This window comes from Pseudomonas sp. PMCC200344, from assembly GCF_030053095.1.
Lineage (GTDB): Bacteria > Pseudomonadota > Gammaproteobacteria > Pseudomonadales > Pseudomonadaceae > Aquipseudomonas > Aquipseudomonas svalbardensis.
In genome coordinates this window covers 507961-528252 of sequence record NZ_CP125618.1, presented here as the reverse complement: position 1 = coordinate 528252, position 20292 = coordinate 507961, and the positions used below count along the sequence as shown (strand labels likewise).

Below are 20292 nucleotides of genomic sequence, written 5' to 3'. Positions count from 1 at the left end.
AGGGCGGGATTATAGCGTAAACATGGCGGGAATGACCCAGCGCTTATTACCCCTGTAAATATGACCCGGGCGAAAGCAGGCGGCATTGCTCATCAGCGGCCTGCTCTCCAGTAAATACTGATATTGCCGTCAGTAGCCTGCCGGTAAACCGTATAGGGCAGGAGGACGGTGTCGAAAACACCCGACAGGGTGAAATCCACCAATACGAACGGCAAAAGAATACCCGTGGGATCAGGCGCTGCATTCAATACGCAAAAGTCGAACGCCAGACCACTGTAGATACGTGGGATGGACTGACAATAGGTCTTTTGCTTTCTAAGGCTACGAGCCGCGTCTTCGTCATCCTGCAGCACCGTAACAGCGGTCCCACAGCCTGATAAAACCAGTGCAAAAGTGCTCAGTAACACCGTCATTTTTATCGTCAAAATCTGCCCTCCGTGAACGTCAGGCAAACTAGCATCGCGGCTATTCAGGGCACAGTTCATGGGCTCTGTAGATCATGTAGGACGATTCATAAAAACCTGTCTCCCATGACATCGAAAAGCCCGCACAAGGCGGGCTCGGTACTACAGGGTTGTGGGCAAGCTCCGACTTACGCGGCGCTGTCGGCATCTTTGGGAAGACGCTGATCAATGAGCCGATACAGCGCACTGCTCTCAGGCCAGTTACGCATGAACCTTGCCCGATCCCGCGCATAGGCCGCGGCGAAGCTGCTGAGCGAGGCATGCTGACACATCGAATCCAGATCAATCAGCGCCCAGCGATCATGCTGCCAGAACAGGTTATGCCCCTTGAAATCCCCGTGACTGATCCGCTCGCCAATCAGCTCGGCAAACAAATGATCCAGCGCCAGCAATTCGGCTTCCGGTGCCTCACCGCTTTCAACATAAGGCGCAAACCGCTCGATGATGTCCGGTCCCGGTAAATACTCGGTCACCAGATAAGCCCGACTGCGCAACCAGAGAAAACGCTTCTCCAGCAACGCCAACGGTTTGGGCGTGGCGATGCCGAGAAACGCCAGGCGATTGCCTTCATGCCAGGAGTGCCAGGCACGGCTCGGGCGCCAGAAGCGTTTGAGCCAGTGGGCAAAACCTTTGATGTTGTAGCGCTTGATCACCAGCGTACGACCAGCCACCTCGACCTTGCCGACGCTCGCCGCGCCGCCAGTCTTGTACAGATGGCCCTGATCGAGCAACGCATCGGCCTGCGCCAGCACCGGCAGCATCGTCGCCTCTTCCTCGCGGCGAATCGCCCGTAAGCCGAACGCTCCGCGCTGGACACTGAACAGCGTGCATTCGCGGCCGACCTTGATCAGGAAGTCCTTCAAGCGCCAGCTGCGCACCTTGCTGATCTGCTTCTGCAACGCTTCCATGGGCAGGGCATGCTCGCCGTTGCTCAGCAGGTAATACACCAGCAATTCTTCGGTGTAGGGTTCCAGCGACTTGGGCAACTGGGCAAAAAACACCCCGAGGTTTTCCAGGACTTTCTGCCGCGAGAGCGGTTGGCCAGGGGTTTCGGAGCAGACGCCGCCGCCATCGATCAAATACAACCGGCCGCGCTGGCGCAAGAGGTTGTCCAGGTGCAGGTCTTCCTGCCAGAGTCCCTTGCGATGCATTTGGCCGATAGCGCCCAACGCCTCGGCCAGCACAGCCCCTTGCATATCCGCCAGCACCGGCAAATGCTCGACCTGTTTCCAGGTTTCACCGAGGCTTTCGGCGCCCTCGATGAACTCGAACAGCAGCCAGCCGCCCTCGCCGTCCTTCAGGCCGTCGGCCAACAGTTGCGGCGTGGTCAGGCCCTGTGCGGCGAGCAAATGCACACCGTTGCGTTCCCGCTGAAAATGCCGCGCCGCTTTGCTGCCGACCAGCAACTTGGCCAGCACCGGCCGGCCACGCCAGACGCCGGCACCGACGTAACGCTGACCGGGCAATACCCGCAGCAGACTGAGCAACTGCAACTCGGCAGGCCCGGCGGCATCGGCCAGGGAAATGTTCAGCGGCAGGCTTGGGCTGCGGCCAGCGTTTTTCAGCTCAGACAAACGCATCAGCGCGTCTCCTTATGAGTGCGCCGCGCGGTCAGTCGCGCAAGCCAGCTGTCGATCAGCGAACTGTCTTGCGATTGATCCAGATAGGCGGCCAACAGCTCGCGCAACTGCGCTTCGCTCCACTCAGGCGCCCGACGCAGCAACGGTTCCAGGTCTTTGGCCCGATCACGCAGACCAAACAGCAACGGCCGGGTCTTTTCCAGGTCGATCAGTTGGGCCAGGTAACCGTCGCCGGTGGCCTGGAGAAAAATGTGCTTGGGGTAGAAGCAACCGTGAACCTGACGCGCGCCGTGCAGGCGCCGAGCCAATTGCCCACAGGCCTTCAGAATGGCCGAATGCTGCGCCGAACTCAGGTCCGACCAGTGCTGCAACAGCGAATCCAGGTCATCCCAACCGTCCAGGGCACGGGTCAGCAGAATCGCCCGGACTTCGCCGTCGACTTTGCGCTCACCGAAAAACGCCGCTTTCAACGCCGGAATACCGAACCTTTCATAGCGACTGATATTGCGAAATTCACGGGCAAAGCTCGGCTCGCCAAAGGGCGCATGCAAGGTGTGCATCTGGTAGTTGCTCTGGCGTTTGAGGTAGTAGCCATGACCTTCCAGATCCAGCCGAAACACGCTGCTCCAGCCACCGCGAGCGGTGTTGGGCTCGTCCACAGCGTCGAGCTGCTTGGCCCAGAGTGCGTCGAAGGTGCCGAGGCCGTGACGCTCAAGCAGCGCACGGTCTTCAGCGGCCAGAAAATCAGTCATTCGCGTCCCTCGAAAAATCTCACCACGTGCCGGATCCGTTTTTTGTCGGCGGCATCCAGCCGATCACACTGGCGGTATTGCAGGTAAAAGCGCAGGCGCTGGGTAGCCGACAAGTGATACTTGGCGACCTTGTCCAGACAGGCCAGGTCCTTGGTGATCCGGTACTTGAGCCAAAAGCCGCGCCAGAAATCGCCGTTCGGGCAGTCGATCAAAAACAGCCGAGGCTCATCGTCGATCAGCAGGTTACGCCACTTCAAATCGTTATGGGTGAAGCGGTGGTCGTGCATGGTCCGGGTATAACCCGCCAGCTGCCGACTGACATTGTCGACCCAGGCGCGGTCCGCCAGTTTCGGATCATGCCGCTCGGCCAGGGCCGACAAATCTTCGGTATTGGGCAGTTCACGGGTAATCATTGCACCGCGATCGTACGCCGCACCGCGACGCTCCAGGCCCCAGGCCACCACTTCAGCGGTAGGAATGCCCCACTTGGCGAAGCGTTTGAGATTCTGCCACTCGGCCTTCACCCGGGGTTTACCCAGGTAGCGACGCAGACCTTTGCCGGCACCCACGTAGCGTTTGACGTAATAGTTGACGCCATTGCGCTGGACGCGAATGACCTCGGACAACGGGTCGCGGGTCAAGCGCTCGCCCTGAAGCGAAAACACAGCATCAAGGCTGCCGAAATCTTCTGCCAGATCGCTGTATGCAGGCTCCAGTTTCCAACCCGCCATCAGAGCGCATCCCCGTATCGCTGTTTACGGTCGTAGAGTTTGTTGGCCTTGCCTTCGAGCCAGGTCAGCAACCCGGCTTCCTCACCCAGGATCTGGCGCAGGGGCCGCTGGAAATAGCCCTTGAGGAAACGCAACTTGTCGCGACGAGTCAGGCCAATGTCCAGTGCCGAAAAATACAGCGCCGCCAGGTCCTTGTTGCGCCAGCGCTGAGTAATCGTCGGACGGGTCTGGGCACGGTGCAGGTCGATCACCGAGAGCTTGAAATCGTCGGCCGTCACCGGTTTGTCGGTGTGCAGCAGAAAGTGGCAGATGTAGCAGTCGCGATGGTTGACGCCGGCGCGGTGCATCATGCCGGTCATGCGCGCGACCTCGGCGATCAGCGCGCGCTTGAGTTTTGGCTCGGGCGGGTGTTTGACCCAGTCGATGCTGAAGTCTTCGAGGCTGACAGTGGGCGCCAGCTCTTCGGTGACGATGAACGAATGCTGGTCCGCCGGGTTGCTGCCCTTCTCGCCGTAAGCCACGGCGGTCATGGTCGGCACGCCGACTTCTTGCAGGCGCTGGATGGCCTTCCATTCCTGGCCAGCACCGAGCACCGGCAACTTGGCCGTGAGCAGGTTCTTGAAGATCTCGCCCCAGCCAATGCCACGGTGGATCTTCACGAAAAAGCCACTGCCATTGACTTCGGTACGCAGGGTCCGGCGCGCTTCAAGCTCGCGGTATACCTCGCCCTGGAGACCCTCGACTTCGGCAAACGGGTCACGTCCGGCCCAGAGGCTCTTGAACGGTTCAGCCAGCATCAACTTCATTAAGCGTGCTCCGCCAGAATCACATCGGCCGCGTGCTGCGGCATGCTGTAGAGGTCGGCCGTCTCGGCGAAGGCCAGACCGTTGCGGCCCCAGGCCGCCCGTGCTTGAGCGTCGTTCAACATACCCGTCAGGTACTGAGTCAGCTGCACCTGATCGAAAGGTTCATCCAGCACCAGACCGGCGTCGGCCTCGGCGATGTAATGGGCGTAACCACACACCGCGCTCACCAGCACCGGCAACCCTGCCACCAGGGCTTCGAGCAACACAGTCCCGGTGTTTTCGTTGTACGCCGGGTGAATCAACAGATCGGCGCCGAGCAGAAAACGCGGGATGTCGCTACGGCCCTTGAGGAACGTCACGTTATCGCCGAGCCCCAGTGTGGCGCTCTGCATCTGGAATAATTTGGGGTCGTCCTGGCCAATTACAAACAGTCGGGTGCGTTTCTTCAGATCAGCGGGCAATGCGGCCAGCGCCTTGAGGCTGCGATCCACGCCTTTGGTCTTGAACCCGGAGCCGATTTGCACCAGCAGCAGGTCATCGTCTTTCAGGTTGAATTCGCGACGAAATTCGGTACGAATCTCGGCGGCATTGGCCGGCGCACGACGGTCCTGAGAGATGCCCGGCGGCAGCAGATGGAAGCGCTCAAGCGGCGTGTCGTAATGCTTGATGAACAGCGGCTGCTGGACTTCGGAAATCATCAGCACTTCGGTCTTGGCATCCTTGGCGAACACGGCGCGCTCGTACTCGGCGAAGTGCCGGTAGCGGCCCCAACGACGGTACAGCGAGTTACGCAGGTTTTGCGCCTTGTCTTCGAAGCAGCCGTCGGCGGCGTAGTAGACGTCCAGCCCCGGCATTTTGTTGAAGCCGATCAAACGGTCCACTGGACGCTTGGCCAGATCCGCCACCATCCATTCGCTGAGCTTCTCGTTGCGTCGATGATTGAAGAACGCCTTGACCGGTGCCACCAACACTTCGAAGCCCGGTGGAATATCGCCTTCCCAGATCAGCGTGTAGACCCGAATCTGATGGCCGCGTTGCTGACATTCCAGGGCGATGCGCATGAAATCGCGCTGCAAGCCCCCGAATGGAAAGTACTTGTACAAGACGAATGCCAATTGCATCAGCGCAGCTCCTCAGCCAGTAACAACGTGCTCAGTCGGGTCGCGACACGCTCGGGATTCAGACGCGTGAAGCACAGGGGCCACTCGCGTTTAACGTCAAACTGACGGGCATCTTCAGCCGTCGGTTGATACGTACATTTCTTTTGCATACACGGCGCGCAGGGGAAATCGCTGGCGATGTGAATCTGCGCTTTACCGTAGGCACCGGTCAGACCCGGGTTGGTCGGGCCGAACAGCGATATCGTCGGCACGTCCAGCGCAGCGGCGAGATGACCGAGACCGGTGTCCACCGCCACGCAGGCTTGCGCGCCGGCCAGCACTTTGCCGACACCGGCCAGGTTCAGCTTGGGCAGCACTTCGACATGCCTCATGTCTTTGGCGATGCGCTCGGCCCGGGCTTTCTCGATCGGATTACCCCACGGCAGCTTCACCGCGACACCGAGATAGCCGACGCGCTCGGCCAACTCGCGCCAGTAGGCTTCAGGCCAGTGCTTGGTGTCCCATGTGGTGCCGTGCAGGAACACCACGTAAGAATTCTTGCGCGGCAATTCCACCAGTCGCTCGACGTTCAGGCCGTAATCGCCCAAGCCTTTGGGCAGGTCGTAACCCAGGGCCACGGCGAACAGCTGACGCACTCGCTCCACCGCGTGTTGCCCACGGGCCACGGCCAGACGCCGCGAATAGAAGTGTGCGGCAATCGGCTCACGAGCCGAGTTTTTATCCAGCCCGGCCACCGGGGCTTTGGCGTATCGGGTCAGCAACGCACTTTTCAGCAGGCCCTGGGCATCGATCACCAAGTCGTATTTGTTGGCGCGAACGCTTTGCTTGAAGCGCTTCCACTCGCCACTCTTGATGGTCTGCCAGATGTTTTTGCGCCAGCGACGGATCGCCACCGGAATAACCTTGCCCACGGCCGGGTGCCAGGTCGGGATTTCGGCGAAGCTTTCTTCCACCACCCAATCGAACTGGATGCCGGGGATCGCCCGTGCCGCGTCGGTCAGCGCCGGCAACGCGTGAATCACGTCGCCCAGCGAAGAAGTCTTGATCAGCAGTACCCGCAAACTATTTGACCTCGACCACAGTGCCCTGCAAACGCTGCAAGGCTTCGTTCACCGCTTGCGGCATGAGCTGGCGCAGGCAGTTGTAATGACCAAAGCGACACTTGCGATCGAAGCACGGACTGCATTCGATGCCCAGGCGCACGATCTCGACGTGCTCGGCCAGTGGCGGCGTGAAACCCGGTGACGTCGAGCCGTAGACTGCCACCAACGGGCGATTCAGCGCAGCGGCGACGTGCATCAGGCCGGAGTCGTTGGACACCACCGCGTCGGCGCAGGACATCAGGTCGATGGCTTCGGCCAGGGAGGTGCCACCGCTGAGGTTCACCGACTCTTCACGCAAGCCGGGAATCAGCCGCGAGCGGATGTCTTCGCCGACGGCGTGATCGTTTTTCGAACCGAACAGCCAGACTTGCCAGCCTTCGCGGATCTTCGCTTCGGCAACCTTGGCATAGTGCTCGGACGGCCAGCGCTTGGACTCGCCAAACTCGGCACCGGGGCACAGTGCCAACACCGGGCGGTCGAGAGCCAGGCCGAACTTGGCCATTGCCGCTTCGCGAGTGACCGGGTCAATCTGCAGGCTCGGCCGTGGATAAGGTGTCGGCAACTCGGCACCGGGCTCGTAAGCCAGGGCCATGAAGCGTTCGATCATCAACGGGTAACGTTCTTTATCCAGCGTGCGCACGTCATTGAGCAGGCCGTAGCGGAATTCGCCACGCCAGCCGGTGCGTTTCGGGATCCCGGCGAAGAACGGCACCAATGCCGACTTCAGGGAATTGGGCAGCAGGATCGCCTGGTCGTACTGGCCGGCCAGGGATTTGCCAATGCGCCGACGCGTCGCCAGCTCCAAAGCACCGTGACCGAGCGGAAAGCTCAAGGCCTGGCGTACTTCGGGCATGCGTTCAAGAATCGGCCGGCTCCACTCGGGGGCCAGCACGTCGATTTCGCATTGCGGGTGGCGCTGCTTGAGACACTGAAACAGTGTCTGCGCCATCACCATGTCACCGACCCAACTGGGCCCAACGATCAGAATTTTCATGTGGTTTCCATAAACGAGCCGGGGAGGCTTTATGCCTCCCCGTCTCGAGAATCAGCTTAGCCCCAGCTCGCGCCAGATCCGCACTACCTGCCGCCGTTCGTCCACGAACTGGTCGCCCGGTATCACCCCGACGTCCTTCTGCAAGGCCTGCCGGTGAGCGGCTGAACGATAGGCTTTATAGGCCTCGCGTAACAAGCTGGCGTCTTCGGCGGGCATCAGCCCCTCCTCCTCCAGCCCTTCCAGAATGCGGATATTGTCAGTCCAGCGCAGCAATGGCGGGTGCGATTCGGACCACGCCAGGGCCGCGTATTGCACCATAAATTCAATATCGACGATACCTCCGGCGTCCTGCTTGAGATCGAACGGCGCCGTGGCCTCGAAGGCATTTGCTCCGGTGCCCGCCGCGGTGCTCTTGCTGCCAAGGTTATCGCGCATTTTGGCGCGCATCTCGCTGACCTCCTGGCGCAAGGTCGCCAGGTCCCGCGGCTTGCCCAATACCGCCGCGCGGACTTTCTCGAACGCTTGGCCGACGTCCGGACTGCCCACCAGCACCCGCGCCCGCACCAGCGCCTGATGTTCCCAGGTCCAGGCTTCATTTTCCTGATACCGGGCAAACGCACCGAGCGAACTCACCAGCAACCCCGACGCGCCGGACGGCCGCAGACGCATGTCCACTTCATACAGCTGACCAGAGTTGGTCTGGGCCGTGAGCAAGTGAATGATCCGCTGGCCCAGCCGAGTAAAGAATTGCGCGCCGTCGATAGGCTTCGGCCCGTCGGTTTCCGCCTGCGGGTCGCCATCGTGGATGAACACCAGGTCCAGGTCCGAACCATGCCCCAGTTCCAGACCGCCGACTTTCCCGTAACCGACAATGATGAAGCCAGGATCACACAAGGTGCCGTCGGTACGCAGCGGCGTACCGTATTTGGCCACGGTCTGGCGCCAGGCCAGGGCCAGCACTTGTTCCAGGATCGCTTCGGCGAGCCAAGTCAGATAATCACTGACCTTCATCAACGGCAAGCTGCCGGCGATTTCCGAAGCGGCGACCCGCAAACGGTGCGCCAGTTTGAAATGTCTCAGCGCTTCCATCTGTTGCTCGAGATCGTCTTCAGGAATCCGCGTCAAACGCTCGCGCAACTCGGCGGCCAGTTCCGGCGCCAGCGGCGGCTTGAACAGCCGACCTTCGTTGAGCAATTCGTCGAGCAGCAGCGGGAAGCGGGTGATCTGTTCGGCGATCCACGGACTCGCGGCGCACAAGGTCAACAAACGTCGCAGCGCGCCGGGATTCTCGGTCAGCAACACCAGATACGCGGAACGGCGGGCCACGGCTTCCACCAGCGGCAATACCCTTTCCAGCACCAGATCCGGATTGGCGTGCTCTACGGCCTGAGCCAGCAGCCGCGGAATAAAGGCATCGAGGCGTTCGCGCCCTAATCGTTGCATCGCGCGCAATTGCGGACTGCTGCGCAAGCCAGCCAACGCTTTCAGGGCTTTGGTGGCATCGGCGAAGCCGCCCTCTTCCAACTGGCGGCAAGCGGCCTCTTCATCCTGAGCCTCTTCCCACAACGGCAGCCATTCGCCGCCGACCACCACTTCGCTTTCGGTGCCTTCCTCTTCGTCGGGGTCGGCAATCACCTGCCCGAAGTGCCAGGCCACGCGACCTCGCCAATACATAAGTTGTTCGTGGAAAGCCGCCCAATCGGCGAAGCCCAACATAAAGGCGATGCGCGCCTGATCCTGAGCGCCGTCCGGCAGCATCTGGGTCTGGCGGTCGGCGATCGCCTGGATCGCGTGCTCGGTGTACCGCAAGAATTCGTAGCCTTCGCGCAGTTCGCTGATCACCGCCGGTGGCAGGTAACCCTGACCTTCCAAGGTGCTCAGTACTTTTAATAGAGGACGTTGCTGCAAGCTCAGGTCGCGGCCACCGTGGATCAGCTGGAATGCCTGGGCGATAAATTCGACTTCACGAATGCCACCGGAGCCGAGCTTGATGTTGTCGGCCATGCCCTTGCGCCGGACTTCCTGCTGAATCAGCTGCTTCATGGTGCGCAGCGCCTCGATCGCCGAGAAGTCGAGGTAACGCCGGTAAACGAACGGCCGCAGCATGTCTTGCAATTGCGCGCCGGCCACTTGATCGCCGGCCACCACCCGCGACTTGATCATCGCGTAGCGTTCCCAGTCACGGCCCTGGTCCTGGTAATACTGCTCCAGCGCGTTGAAGCTCAGCACCAATGCGCCGGCCGAACCGTAAGGCCGCAGGCGCATGTCGACGCGGAATACAAAACCGTCGACAGTCATCGGGTCCAGGGCCTTGATCAGGCGCTGGCCGAGACGAATGAAGAACTCCTGGTTATCCAGCGAGCGTTTGACGCCGACGGTTTCGCCGCCCTCGGGATAGGCGAAGATCAGGTCGATGTCCGACGACAGGTTGAGTTCCACCGCGCCGAGCTTGCCCATGCCGAGAATGACCATTTGCTGCGGCTCGCCGCTGCGCCGGCCGGTCGGCACGCCGAACTGCTGGCAGTGCCGCGAGTACAACCACTGATAGGCCTGATCGATGCTGGCATCGGCCATGTCCGAGAGGTCGCGGCAGGTCTGGATCAGATCACACTGACGCGTCAGGTCGCGCCAGATGATCCGCACTTGATGACGGGTACGTTGACGACGCAGGGCGCGACCGAGCCCATCGTCGGTTTCTGCTGCATTCACCGCTGCCGCCATCTGTGCGCACAGCTCGCCGGGCGCAAAACTTCGGTCCAGCTCACCGGACTGCACCAGCTCCAGCAACATCAGTGGGTCACGGACACTTTGTTCAATCACGAAGTCGCTGGCAGCGGTGACGCGGGCAAATTGTGCCCAGCGTTCAGGCGTCCAGCCGGCCAGGCCATGATCGTCGGGAAGCACCGCGACGGCCGTACGGAACGACTGCTCGGCGCGGGTGACAAACGGCAGGAGGATGCCAGGCAGTTCGGCAAGCGAAGGGAGGCTCATGGTCTATCCTTGATCGGCGTGTAGAGGGCTGCATGTAGTGATTCGCGAGAATGCACTACCTGATCGACTGTCGAACAAAGGTTAGAAATAGCTGAAATTTCTTTATTTTTGGCAGACAGCATCAAGCTTTCACCTTTTCTGGTTGGCAAAAGACCAACCTTAACGATTATTCTCACAACGCAGCTAGAGGCCACAAGCCGCTCATCTGTAGTTTTACTACTCGTATATACATTCGAAAGGCTGAAATGCCCGATGATTTGTAGTAAAACTACACGCCGCCGGAACAACCTCTCGGCAATCCAAGAATTTATATCGTCTGCCCACAAGGCCAGTCGCAAACTCAGGCAACCGATTCTGGAAGCCTTTCCGCCCTGGAGCAAGCCATGCAAGACCTCGATCCCGTCGAAACCCAGGAATGGCTGGACGCCCTGGAATCGGTTCTCGACAAAGAAGGCGAAGACCGCGCTCACTATCTGATGACCCGTATGGGCGAACTCGCAACCCGTAGCGGTTCGCAATTGCCTTACGCCATCACCACGCCATACCGCAACACCATTCCCGTTACCCACGAAGCACGCATGCCTGGCGACCTGTTCATGGAACGCCGCATTCGCTCGTTGGTACGCTGGAACGCGATGGCCATGGTGATGCGTACGAACCTGAAAGATTCTGACCTGGGCGGTCACATCTCCAGCTTCGCCTCCAGCGCAACCCTGTACGACATCGGCTTCAACTATTTCTTCCAGGCCCCGACCGACGAACACGGCGGCGACCTGATCTACTTCCAGGGTCACACCTCGCCAGGCGTTTACGCCCGTGCGTTCATGGAAGGCCGCATCACCGAAGACCAGATGAACAACTTCCGCCAGGAAGTCGACGGTCAGGGCCTGTCGTCCTACCCGCACCCTTGGCTGATGCCTGATTTCTGGCAGTTCCCGACCGTATCCATGGGTCTTGGCCCGATCCAGGCGATCTACCAGGCACGCTTCATGAAGTACCTGGAAGCCCGTGGTTTTATCCCTGAAGGCAAGCAAAAAGTCTGGTGCTTCCTGGGCGACGGCGAGTGCGACGAGCCGGAATCCCTGGGCGCGATCTCGCTGGCTGGCCGCGAGAAGCTCGACAACCTGATCTTCGTTATTAACTGCAACCTGCAGCGCCTTGATGGCCCGGTTCGCGGCAACGGCAAGATCATTCAGGAACTCGAAGGCGTGTTCCGCGGTGCTCAGTGGAACGTGACCAAAGTCATCTGGGGCCGTTTCTGGGACCCACTGTTGGCCAAAGACGTCGACGGTATCCTGCAACGCCGCATGGACGAAGTCATCGACGGCGAGTACCAGAACTACAAAGCCAAAGACGGCGCGTTCGTTCGTGAACACTTCTTCAACTCGCCAGAACTCAAGGCGATGGTTGAAGACTTGTCCGACGACGAGATCTGGAAACTCAACCGTGGCGGTCACGACCCGTACAAGGTCTACGCGGCGTACCACGAAGCGGTCAACCACAAAGAACAACCGACCGTCATCCTGGCCAAGACCATCAAAGGTTATGGCACCGGTGCCGGCGAAGCGAAGAACACTGCGCACAACACCAAGAAAGTGGATGTTGAAAGCCTGAAGCTGTTCCGCGATCGTTTCGACATTCCGGTTAAAGACTCCGAGCTGGAAAGCCTGCCGTTCTTCAAGCCAGAACCCAACAGCGCCGAAGCCCGTTATCTGAGCGAGCGCCGTACTGCATTGGGCGGTTTCGTACCACAGCGTCGCGCGCAGAGCTTCAGCATTCCGACCCCATCGCTGGACACCCTCAAGGCCATTCTTGATGGTTCGGGCGACCGTGAAATTTCCACCACCATGGCGTTCGTGCGGATCCTCGCGCAACTGGTCAAGGACAAGGAAATCGGTCCGCGCATCGTCCCGATCATCCCGGACGAAGCCCGTACCTTCGGTATGGAAGGCATGTTCCGCCAGTTGGGCATCTACTCGTCCGTCGGCCAGCTCTACGAGCCAGTCGATAAAGACCAGGTGATGTTCTACCGCGAAGACAAGAAGGGCCAGATCCTCGAAGAAGGCATCAACGAAGCGGGCGCCATGAGCTCCTTCATCGCTGCCGGTACTTCGTACTCCAGCCACAACCAGCCAATGCTGCCGTTCTACATCTTCTACTCGATGTTCGGCTTCCAGCGTATCGGCGACCTCGCCTGGGCCGCAGGCGACAGCCGTACCCGTGGCTTCCTGATCGGTGGCACCGCCGGCCGGACCACGCTGAACGGCGAAGGCCTGCAACACGAAGACGGTCACAGCCACATCCTGGCTGGCACCATCCCGAACTGCCGCACCTTTGATCCAACCTACGGCTACGAGCTGGCGGTGATCATCCAGGACGGCATGAAGAAGATGACCGAAGAGCAGCAGGACATCTTCTACTACATCACCGTGATGAACGAGTCCTACCAGCAGCCAGCCATGCCGGCCGGTGTCGAGGAAGGCATCGTCAAGGGCATGTACCTGCTCGAGGAAGACACCCGCGAAGCGGCGCACCACGTTCAGCTGATGGGCTCCGGCACCATCCTGCGCGAAGTTCGCGAAGCGGCGAAAATCCTGCGTGAACAGTTCAACGTCGGCGCTGACGTGTGGAGCGTTACCAGCTTCAACGAACTGCGGCGCGATGGCCTGGCCGTCGAGCGCAGCAACCGTCTGCACCCGGGCCAGAAGCCTAAACTGAGCTATGTCGAAGAGTGCCTGAACGGCCGTCAAGGTCCGGTCATCGCGTCTACCGACTACATGAAGCTGTTCGCTGAGCAAATTCGTCAGTGGGTCCCGTCCAAGGAATTCAAAGTCCTGGGCACCGATGGTTTCGGCCGCAGTGACAGCCGTAAGAAGCTGCGTCACTTCTTCGAAGTCGACCGTCATTTCGTGGTGTTGGCAGCCCTGGAAGCCTTGGCTGACCGTGGTGATATCGAACCTAAGGTGGTGGCTGAAGCCATCGCCAAGTTCGGGATCAACCCGGAAAAACGCAACCCACTGGACTGCTGAGGAGACACTCTGTGAGCGAACTCATTCGCGTACCTGACATCGGCAGCGGTGAAGGTGAAGTAATCGAACTATTTGTGAAGGTCGGCGACCGCATCGAAGCCGACCAGAGCATCCTGACGCTTGAGTCGGACAAGGCGAGCATGGAAATTCCTGCGCCCAAGGCCGGCATCGTCAAAAGCCTGAAAGTAAAAATCGGCGATCGCCTGAAAGAAGGCGACGAACTGCTGGAGCTGGAAGTCGAAGGTGCCGCTGCTGCCGCCCCTGCGGCTGCCGCTGCGCAGGCGCCAAAAGCTGAAGCGAAACCGGCGACTGCTCCTGCCGCCGCGGCTCCAGCGCCAGCTGCCGCGCCTGCTGCTGCAACCACCCAGCAAGTGCACGTGCCGGATATCGGTTCGTCAGGCAAGGCCCAGATCATCGAGATCCAGGTCAAGGTCGGCGACACCGTCGAGGCTGATCAGTCGCTGATCACCCTGGAATCCGACAAGGCCAGCATGGAAATCCCTTCGCCCGCCGCTGGCGTGGTCGAAAGCATCAGCGTCAAGCTCAACGACGAAGTCGGCACTGGCGACCTGATTCTGGCGCTGAAAGTGGTAGGTGCCGCGGCACCGGCTGCGGCCGCGCCAGCTCAGGCGGCGGCACCTGCTGCCGCTGCTCCAGCGCCAGTCGCTGCGGCTCCGGCTGCACCGGTTGCCGACAGCGTTCAGGACATCCATGTCCCGGACATTGGCTCTGCGGGCAAGGCCAAGATCATCGAAGTCCTGGTCAAGGCCGGCGATACCGTTGAAGCCGATCAGTCGCTCATCACCCTGGAATCTGACAAGGCGAGCATGGAAATTCCATCGCCTGCCGCTGGCGTGGTGGAAAGCGTTTCCATCAAGCTGGATGACGAAGTCGGTACCGGCGACCTGATCCTGAAGCTGAAAGTCAAAGGCGTTGCGCCTGCTGCTGCCCCGGCTCCAGCCGCTGCTGCACCTAGCGCTCCAGCTCCAGCCGCCGCAGCGCCTGCCGCTCCGGCACCGGCCGCACCGGCTGCTGCACCGGCCAAGCCGGGCGCCAAGGTTCATGCTGGCCCGGCTGTACGCCAACTGGCCCGTGAATTCGGCGTCGAGCTGAACGCCGTCGGCGCCAGTGGCCCGCACGGTCGCATCCTGAAAGAAGACGTTCAGGTCTACGTCAAAGCCATGATGCACAAGGCCAAGGAAGCACCGGCCGCTGCGGCTGGCGCAACTGGCGGCGCTGGCATCCCGCCGATTCCGGTCGTGGACTTCAGCCGCTTCGGTGAAACCGAAGAAGTCCCGATGACTCGCCTGATGCAAATCGGCGCGTCGAGCCTGCACCGCAGCTGGCTGAACATTCCGCACGTGACTCAGTTCGATTCGGCTGATATCACCGACCTGGAAGCGTTCCGTATCGCTCAGAAAGCCGTTGCAGAGAAGGCTGGCGTCAAGCTGACCATCCTGCCGCTGCTGCTCAAATCCTGCGCGCACCTGCTCAAGGAACTGCCGGACTTCAACAGTTCGCTGGCACCAAGCGGCAAGGCGATCATCCGCAAGAAGTACGTGAACATCGGCTTCGCCGTCGACACCCCTGAAGGCCTGCTGGTACCGGTCATCAAGAACGTCGACCAGAAGAGCCTGTTGCAACTGGCAGCCGAAGCCGCCGTGCTGGCCGCCAAAGCCCGCGACAAAAAGCTCACCGCTGACGACATGCAAGGCGCCTGCTTCACCATTTCCAGCCTCGGCCACATTGGCGGCACCGGCTTCACGCCGATCGTCAACGCGCCGGAAGTGGCGATCCTCGGTGTTTCCAAGGCAACCATCCAGCCAGTCTGGGACGGCAAAGCCTTCCAGCCGAAACTGATGCTGCCGCTGTCGCTGTCCTACGATCACCGTGTGATCAACGGCGCCGCTGCTGCACGCTTCACCAAGCGTCTGAGCGACCTGCTGGCAGACATCCGCACCATCCTGCTGTAACACCGGCCGGCCCTCCCTCACCGGAGGGCCCGTCGCGTTCCACGTTTTCCGAGCGCCACGCTCGTACCTCAACCCCGCCAGTTTGGCGGGGCTTTTTTTGCCTGGAAGAAAGTCACCCAACACCCCTTTCCTACATTCGCGGCTTACGTCGCCCACAACTCCAGTCCACTTCTTCTCGATATTTTTTGCGAACCAATAACTAAGCTTATTTCAACTAATTGTCGCTAAAACCCTTATCAACTTATTTTGCTTAGTTAGCATTACTTCGAATGGATTCGAACATGTTCAAACCGACTGTCGGCCCTATTATTGGCCACACTACAACTAATCATGCACGCATCTTCTTGCGCGGCGAACTTCAAAACCATGCGCCGGTATTTGCAGGCATTCGTTATCGCCGGCCTGGCGAAGAGCGCTGGTCCCAAGGTGTATTTGCAAAGTTGACGATCTTGCGTGATATGTCCGATGTGATTGCACTCAACGACCTTGCCACCGATACCGAGTACGAATACCAGGCAGGCTGGTTCAGCCCCATGAGCCCGGTGCACACCGTGGAAACGATTCAGGAACTGCCGCTGCAATGGCCGCGGGATATCTACCGGTTTCGCACGCAGTCCAGCAAATCCAAGATTCCAAGGGCCTATATCGTCGGCTCATGTCGTTACCTGCGCATGACCGCGGGCGTCCCGTCTGCACCGCATCTGGGGGACAGGATTTTCGCCTCGATCTCGAATCTGGCGCAGCAGGCCGAACCGCCCATCAGCGCCATGCTGATGACCGGCGATCAAATCTATGTCGATGACCTGAACGTCATTGCTCCCGACCGGGAATATAAGGAAATACTCAATAAGTACCGAGCAGCTTTTTCCCAACCCAATATTGCCAAGTTAATGTCCAGCGTGCCGACTTACATGATCCTCGATGATCATGAAATTGAAGACAACTGGCCCGCCAACGAAAGTAAGGCCGATGCCTATTTATACAAAAATGCCATGGCGGCGTATGAGTTGTATCAAGCCAGTCACAGCCCGGCGCATGAACTTCTTCCCAATGGGCAAATAAACAGAAAGCTGGAACAGTATTGGTATCAATTCGCCGAAGGCGATATCGAATGGTTTGTCACTGACAGTCGAACCCGACGCAACCTGTCGGCCAATGATCGACGCATCCTCGACGAAGAACAGGAACAGGCCTTGTGCAAATGGCTGATTCACAGCCCGGCCAGGGTGAAGTTCGTGGTCACCAGCGTGATGTTCTACCCCGACCGCAAAGCTCACGGCGATGACGCGTGGAAAGCCTTTCCCGAACAGCGTCTGCGGCTGCTGGAGACCATTCGTACACACCACATCAAGAACGTCTTCTTCGTTTCCGGCGATGTCCACGGCTCTTTGACGAGTCGTCTGACCCACAGCGAAGACCCGGACTTCGAGGTGCACACCATCGTCTCCTCACCCTTGTGCAACAGCAAACTACTGCCGTACGCCAAGGCCTCCACCTTCATCCTCGATCAACCATTGGCGCGAACAGCCGCCGGCGACTATCAGCATGAACTGACCAGCCAGGTGGTCAGCCAGGACAACTTTGCCCATATGATCGTCGATGCCGAACAGGTTCGTGTCAGCTATCACGACCGGGATGGCAACCTTTTGCAGTCGGTCGGCATAGCACTTCGGTGATCCCAAAAAGATCGCAGCCTTCGGCAGCTCCTACAGGCTGTACACCATCCCAACGAGCTGCCGAAGCCTGCGATCTTTTCGGTCAAAAACATTAGTTTCGGCCCTGCGCTGGAGAAATCTTCGCGCCTGCCGACATATTCTTATAGCACTTGGCCTTCATGTCTCTTGTCAGTCAGTGTCGCAATGATGCAACCTTGCCGCAGGTAACAGTAAAGAGGGCGAGAGCCCGGCGCGTTCAGCCTATTCGAAGCGAGTTTCCCTCCATATGAAGAGCCAACCCGATGCCGCCAGCCGTATGGTGGCCGAGGTAGTGACGCAGTTGCCTGTGCCCTCGCGGCTTGGCATGCTGCGTTTCGAACGGCTGAATGAAGCGAGCTGGGCGCTGCTGTTTCTTGATCCCAATTGCGAACGACAGTTCGGCCTGCCGGCCGTGGAGCTCTGTGCTCTGGTCGGCTCGCCCTACGCCAGTCTGATGGAGCCCGAAGCGCGCTATCAGCTGCATGACGCGGTTCAGCAGCAACTCACCGAAAGCCCGCATTACCTGATCCGCTACACCCTGCACACCGCCGCAGGCTCCTTGAACCTGCTGGAGCTGGGCGAAGCCTACAAACAACACAATCGACACCTGCTGCGCGGCTATCTGCTAGTGGTCGACGGCCTGTTCGAGGGCGAGCAACTGCTGCCGGTCCTGGACCTCGAAACCCAGAACTCTCGCCTGCAAATCGCTCTGGAACTCAATCAGCGCGCGCAGCAGGAACAGCTCCTGCACCTGGACCGAGTGCGCGCCCAGCAAGACTTGATCCTGCTGCTGACCCGCCAGCGCTATAGCAGCAACAACTCCCTGAAAGAAGCCGCCGAACTGATCACTCGCAGTGCCTGTGACATTTACGAAATCGACTGCGCCAGTCTGTGGAACCTCGAAGGTTCGCTGCTCGTGCCGATTTCGGCCTATCACCGCGCCAACCAGGAATACCTGCTGCCGGAGCCGATCGACGTCAGTAACTTCCCCGACTACGTGGAAGCCTTGCACACCGGCCGCGCCATCGACGCCCACAACGCCATGCGCGACCCGCGCACCCGGGAAATGGCCGAACACCTGCGCCCACACGATGTGAATGCGATGCTCGACGCCAGCATCCGCGTCGATGGCCAAGTGGTCGGCGTACTCTGCCTGGAGCAGACCGGTACGACCCGCGCCTGGCAATCGGACGAAATTGCTTTCGCCGGTGAGCTGGCGGATCAGTTTGCCCAAGTCATCAACAACCACAACCGTCGCACCGCCACCAGCGCCCTGCACCTGTTCCAGCGTGCGGTAGAGCAAAGCGCGAACGCCTTTTTGCTGGTCAATTGCGATGGCGTGGTGGAATACGTCAACCCGAGCTTCACGGCGATCACCCAGTACACCACTGAAGAAGTTCACGGCCAGCGGCTGTCGGAACTGCCGGCACTGGAAAACCTCAGCGAACTGTTATTCGACGCGCACTCGGCGCTGGCCAAGAGCAACAGCTGGCAGGGTGAGTTCAAAAGCCGCCGCAAAAACCTTGAACCCTACTGGGGCCAGTTGTCGATTTCCAAAGTCTACGGCGACAACCGCGAGCTGACGCATTACATCGGCATTTACGAAGACATTACCCAGACCAAGCTCGCTCAGCAGCGCATCGAGCGTCTGGCTTACACCGATAACCTGACCAACCTCGGCAACCGCCCGGCCTTCATCCGCAACCTCGATGAACGTTTCGCCCGAGACAGCGATACCCCGATCAGCTTGTTGCTGGTGGACATCGACAACTTCAAGCGAATCAACGACAGCCTCGGCCACCAGACCGGTGACAAACTGCTGATCAGCCTGGCCCGACGCCTGCGCAACAGCCTGAGCCCGAGTGGCAGCCTGGCGCGGTTCGCCAGTAACGAATTCGCCGTGCTGCTGGACGACACCGACCTGCGTGCGGGCCAACAGATTGCCAATCAATTGCTGGCGACCCTCGACAAACCGATGTTCGTCGACAACCAGCTGATCAGCGTCACCGGCTCCGTGGGCCTGGCCTGCGCGCCGTTGCACGGTCGCGATCCGCAAACCCTGATGCGCAATGCCGGCCTCGCGCTGCACAAGGCCAAGGCCAACGGTAAACATCAGGTCCAAGTGTTCACCGAAGCGCTGAACGCCGAAGCCAGCTACAAACTGTTCGTCGAAAACAACCTGCGCCGCGCCCTGACCCAGAACGAGCTGGACGTGTTCTACCAGCCCAAGCTCTGCCTGCGCAGCGGTCGACTGTTGGGGATGGAAGCGCTGCTTCGCTGGAACCATCCGGAAAAAGGCATGATCCGCCCGGACCAGTTCATCAGTGTCGCCGAAGAAACCGGGCTGATCATCCCCATCGGTAAATGGATCGCCCGCCAGGCCTGCCGCATGAGCAAAGACCTGACCGCCGCAGGCCTGGGCAATCTTCAGGTGGCAATCAACCTGTCGCCCAAGCAGTTCTCCGATCCGGACCTGGTGTCGTCCATCGCCAACATCCTCAAGGAAGAAGCGCTGCCGGCAAACCTGCTGGAACTCGAACTCACCGAAGGCCTGCTGCTGGAAGCCACCGAAGACACCCACTTGCAGCTCGATCAGCTCAAGCGCCTGGGCCTGACCCTGGCCATGGATGACTTCGGCACCGGTTACTCGTCGCTCAGTTACTTGAAAAAATTCCCGATCGACATCATTAAGATTGATCGAAGCTTCATCCACGAAATCCCCGACAATCAGGACGACATGGAAATCACCTCCGCGGTGATCGCCATGGCCCACAACCTGAAACTCAAGGTCGTGGCTGAAGGCATCGAAACTGCCGAGCAGTTGGCTTTCTTGCGCCGTCACCGCTGCGACGTCGGCCAGGGTTACCTGTTCGACCGACCGATCCCGGGCACCGAGCTGATCGAAAAGCTCAAGCGCTATCCGCGTGGCCCGATCGCCTGACATTCTTCAGTCATTGCACAAAACCCTGTGGGAGCGTGCCTGCTCGCGAAAGCGGTGTGTCAGGCAACAATGATGTCGACTGTCACGCCGCTTTCGCGAGCAGGCTCGCTCCC

General features: G+C 59.9%; 13 protein-coding genes. 4 read left to right on the top strand and 9 right to left on the bottom strand.

All coding sequences use genetic code 11. The features are described from left to right. Window positions 1–92: 92 nt before the first annotated feature. The 9 genes from QFW87_RS02355 to glnE form a co-directional block, all read right to left on the bottom strand. Entirely contained in the window at window positions 93–425 is a 333-nt protein-coding gene (locus tag QFW87_RS02355; RefSeq protein WP_283184507.1) for a YceK/YidQ family lipoprotein, read from the bottom strand. 167 nt (window positions 426–592) lie between these two features. After that, window positions 593–2044, bottom strand: coding sequence for a lipopolysaccharide kinase InaA family protein (locus QFW87_RS02350; protein WP_283189725.1), 1452 nt, complete (start codon window positions 2042–2044; stop codon window positions 593–595). After that, complete coding sequence (locus QFW87_RS02345) at window positions 2044–2796, bottom strand: lipopolysaccharide kinase InaA family protein (RefSeq protein ID WP_283189724.1); 753 nt, start codon at window positions 2794–2796, stop codon at window positions 2044–2046. Before QFW87_RS02345 ends, QFW87_RS02350 begins: the two co-directional genes overlap by 1 nt. After that, complete coding sequence (locus tag QFW87_RS02340; protein ID WP_283189723.1) at window positions 2793–3527, bottom strand: lipopolysaccharide kinase InaA family protein; 735 nt, start codon at window positions 3525–3527, stop codon at window positions 2793–2795. The genes QFW87_RS02345 and QFW87_RS02340 overlap by 4 nt, the downstream gene beginning before the upstream one ends. Continuing rightward, a complete protein-coding gene (rfaP, locus tag QFW87_RS02335) occupies window positions 3527–4333 on the bottom strand; it encodes a lipopolysaccharide core heptose(I) kinase RfaP (RefSeq protein WP_283182677.1) in 807 nt (268 codons plus the stop codon). The genes QFW87_RS02340 and rfaP overlap by 1 nt, the downstream gene beginning before the upstream one ends. Then, entirely contained in the window at window positions 4333–5454 is a 1122-nt protein-coding gene (locus QFW87_RS02330; RefSeq protein WP_283189722.1) for a glycosyltransferase family 4 protein, read from the bottom strand. Before QFW87_RS02330 ends, rfaP begins: the two co-directional genes overlap by 1 nt. Next, window positions 5454–6515, bottom strand: a complete 1062-nt coding sequence (gene rfaC / locus QFW87_RS02325) for a lipopolysaccharide heptosyltransferase RfaC (protein ID WP_283182675.1) — start codon at window positions 6513–6515, stop codon at window positions 5454–5456. Before rfaC ends, QFW87_RS02330 begins: the two co-directional genes overlap by 1 nt. Before the next feature lies 1 nt (window position 6516). Continuing rightward, on the bottom strand, window positions 6517–7551 hold the full coding sequence (gene waaF, locus QFW87_RS02320) for a lipopolysaccharide heptosyltransferase II (RefSeq protein ID WP_283189721.1): 1035 nt from the start codon (window positions 7549–7551) through the stop codon (window positions 6517–6519). Window positions 7552–7602: 51 nt separating this feature from the next. Further along, window positions 7603–10542, bottom strand: a complete 2940-nt coding sequence (glnE, locus tag QFW87_RS02315; RefSeq protein WP_283189720.1) for a bifunctional [glutamate--ammonia ligase]-adenylyl-L-tyrosine phosphorylase/[glutamate--ammonia-ligase] adenylyltransferase — start codon at window positions 10540–10542, stop codon at window positions 7603–7605. 383 nt (window positions 10543–10925) lie between these two features. On the opposite strand from glnE, the gene aceE reads away from it, so the two are divergent. The 4 genes from aceE to QFW87_RS02295 all read left to right on the top strand — a co-directional run bounded on the left by aceE (window position 10926) and on the right by QFW87_RS02295 (window position 20179). Beyond that, on the top strand, window positions 10926–13571 hold the full coding sequence (gene aceE, locus QFW87_RS02310) for a pyruvate dehydrogenase (acetyl-transferring), homodimeric type (RefSeq protein WP_283182672.1): 2646 nt from the start codon (window positions 10926–10928) through the stop codon (window positions 13569–13571). Between the two features lie 11 nt (window positions 13572–13582). Next, the gene (gene aceF, locus QFW87_RS02305; RefSeq protein ID WP_283189719.1) at window positions 13583–15544 is read left to right on the top strand and encodes a dihydrolipoyllysine-residue acetyltransferase; all 1962 of its coding nucleotides are present in this window, start codon (window positions 13583–13585) and stop codon (window positions 15542–15544) included. Between the two features lie 281 nt (window positions 15545–15825). After that, the gene (locus QFW87_RS02300) at window positions 15826–17220 is read left to right on the top strand and encodes an alkaline phosphatase D family protein (protein WP_283189718.1); all 1395 of its coding nucleotides are present in this window, start codon (window positions 15826–15828) and stop codon (window positions 17218–17220) included. A gap of 265 nt (window positions 17221–17485) precedes the next feature. Beyond that, complete coding sequence (locus tag QFW87_RS02295; protein ID WP_283182669.1) at window positions 17486–20179, top strand: GGDEF and EAL domain-containing protein; 2694 nt, start codon at window positions 17486–17488, stop codon at window positions 20177–20179. Window positions 20180–20292: the final 113 nt, after the last annotated feature.

What these genes read in the sequence shown, in the direction of transcription:
- QFW87_RS02350 (WP_283189725.1), bottom strand. Translation starts at nt 2,044, where the DNA reads ATGCGTTTGTCTGAGCTGAAAAACGCTGGCCGCAGCCCAAGCCTGCCG.
- QFW87_RS02345 (WP_283189724.1), bottom strand. Translation starts at nt 2,796, where the DNA reads ATGACTGATTTTCTGGCCGCTGAAGACCGTGCGCTGCTTGAGCGTCAC.
- QFW87_RS02340 (WP_283189723.1), bottom strand. Translation starts at nt 3,527, where the DNA reads ATGGCGGGTTGGAAACTGGAGCCTGCATACAGCGATCTGGCAGAAGAT.
- rfaP (WP_283182677.1), bottom strand. Translation starts at nt 4,333, where the DNA reads ATGAAGTTGATGCTGGCTGAACCGTTCAAGAGCCTCTGGGCCGGACGT.
- QFW87_RS02330 (WP_283189722.1), bottom strand. Translation starts at nt 5,454, where the DNA reads ATGCAATTGGCATTCGTCTTGTACAAGTACTTTCCATTCGGGGGCTTG.
- waaF (WP_283189721.1), bottom strand. Translation starts at nt 7,551, where the DNA reads ATGAAAATTCTGATCGTTGGGCCCAGTTGGGTCGGTGACATGGTGATG.
- glnE (WP_283189720.1), bottom strand. Translation starts at nt 10,542, where the DNA reads ATGAGCCTCCCTTCGCTTGCCGAACTGCCTGGCATCCTCCTGCCGTTT.
- aceE (WP_283182672.1), top strand. Translation starts at nt 10,926, where the DNA reads ATGCAAGACCTCGATCCCGTCGAAACCCAGGAATGGCTGGACGCCCTG.
- QFW87_RS02300 (WP_283189718.1), top strand. Translation starts at nt 15,826, where the DNA reads ATGTTCAAACCGACTGTCGGCCCTATTATTGGCCACACTACAACTAAT.
- QFW87_RS02295 (WP_283182669.1), top strand. Translation starts at nt 17,486, where the DNA reads ATGAAGAGCCAACCCGATGCCGCCAGCCGTATGGTGGCCGAGGTAGTG.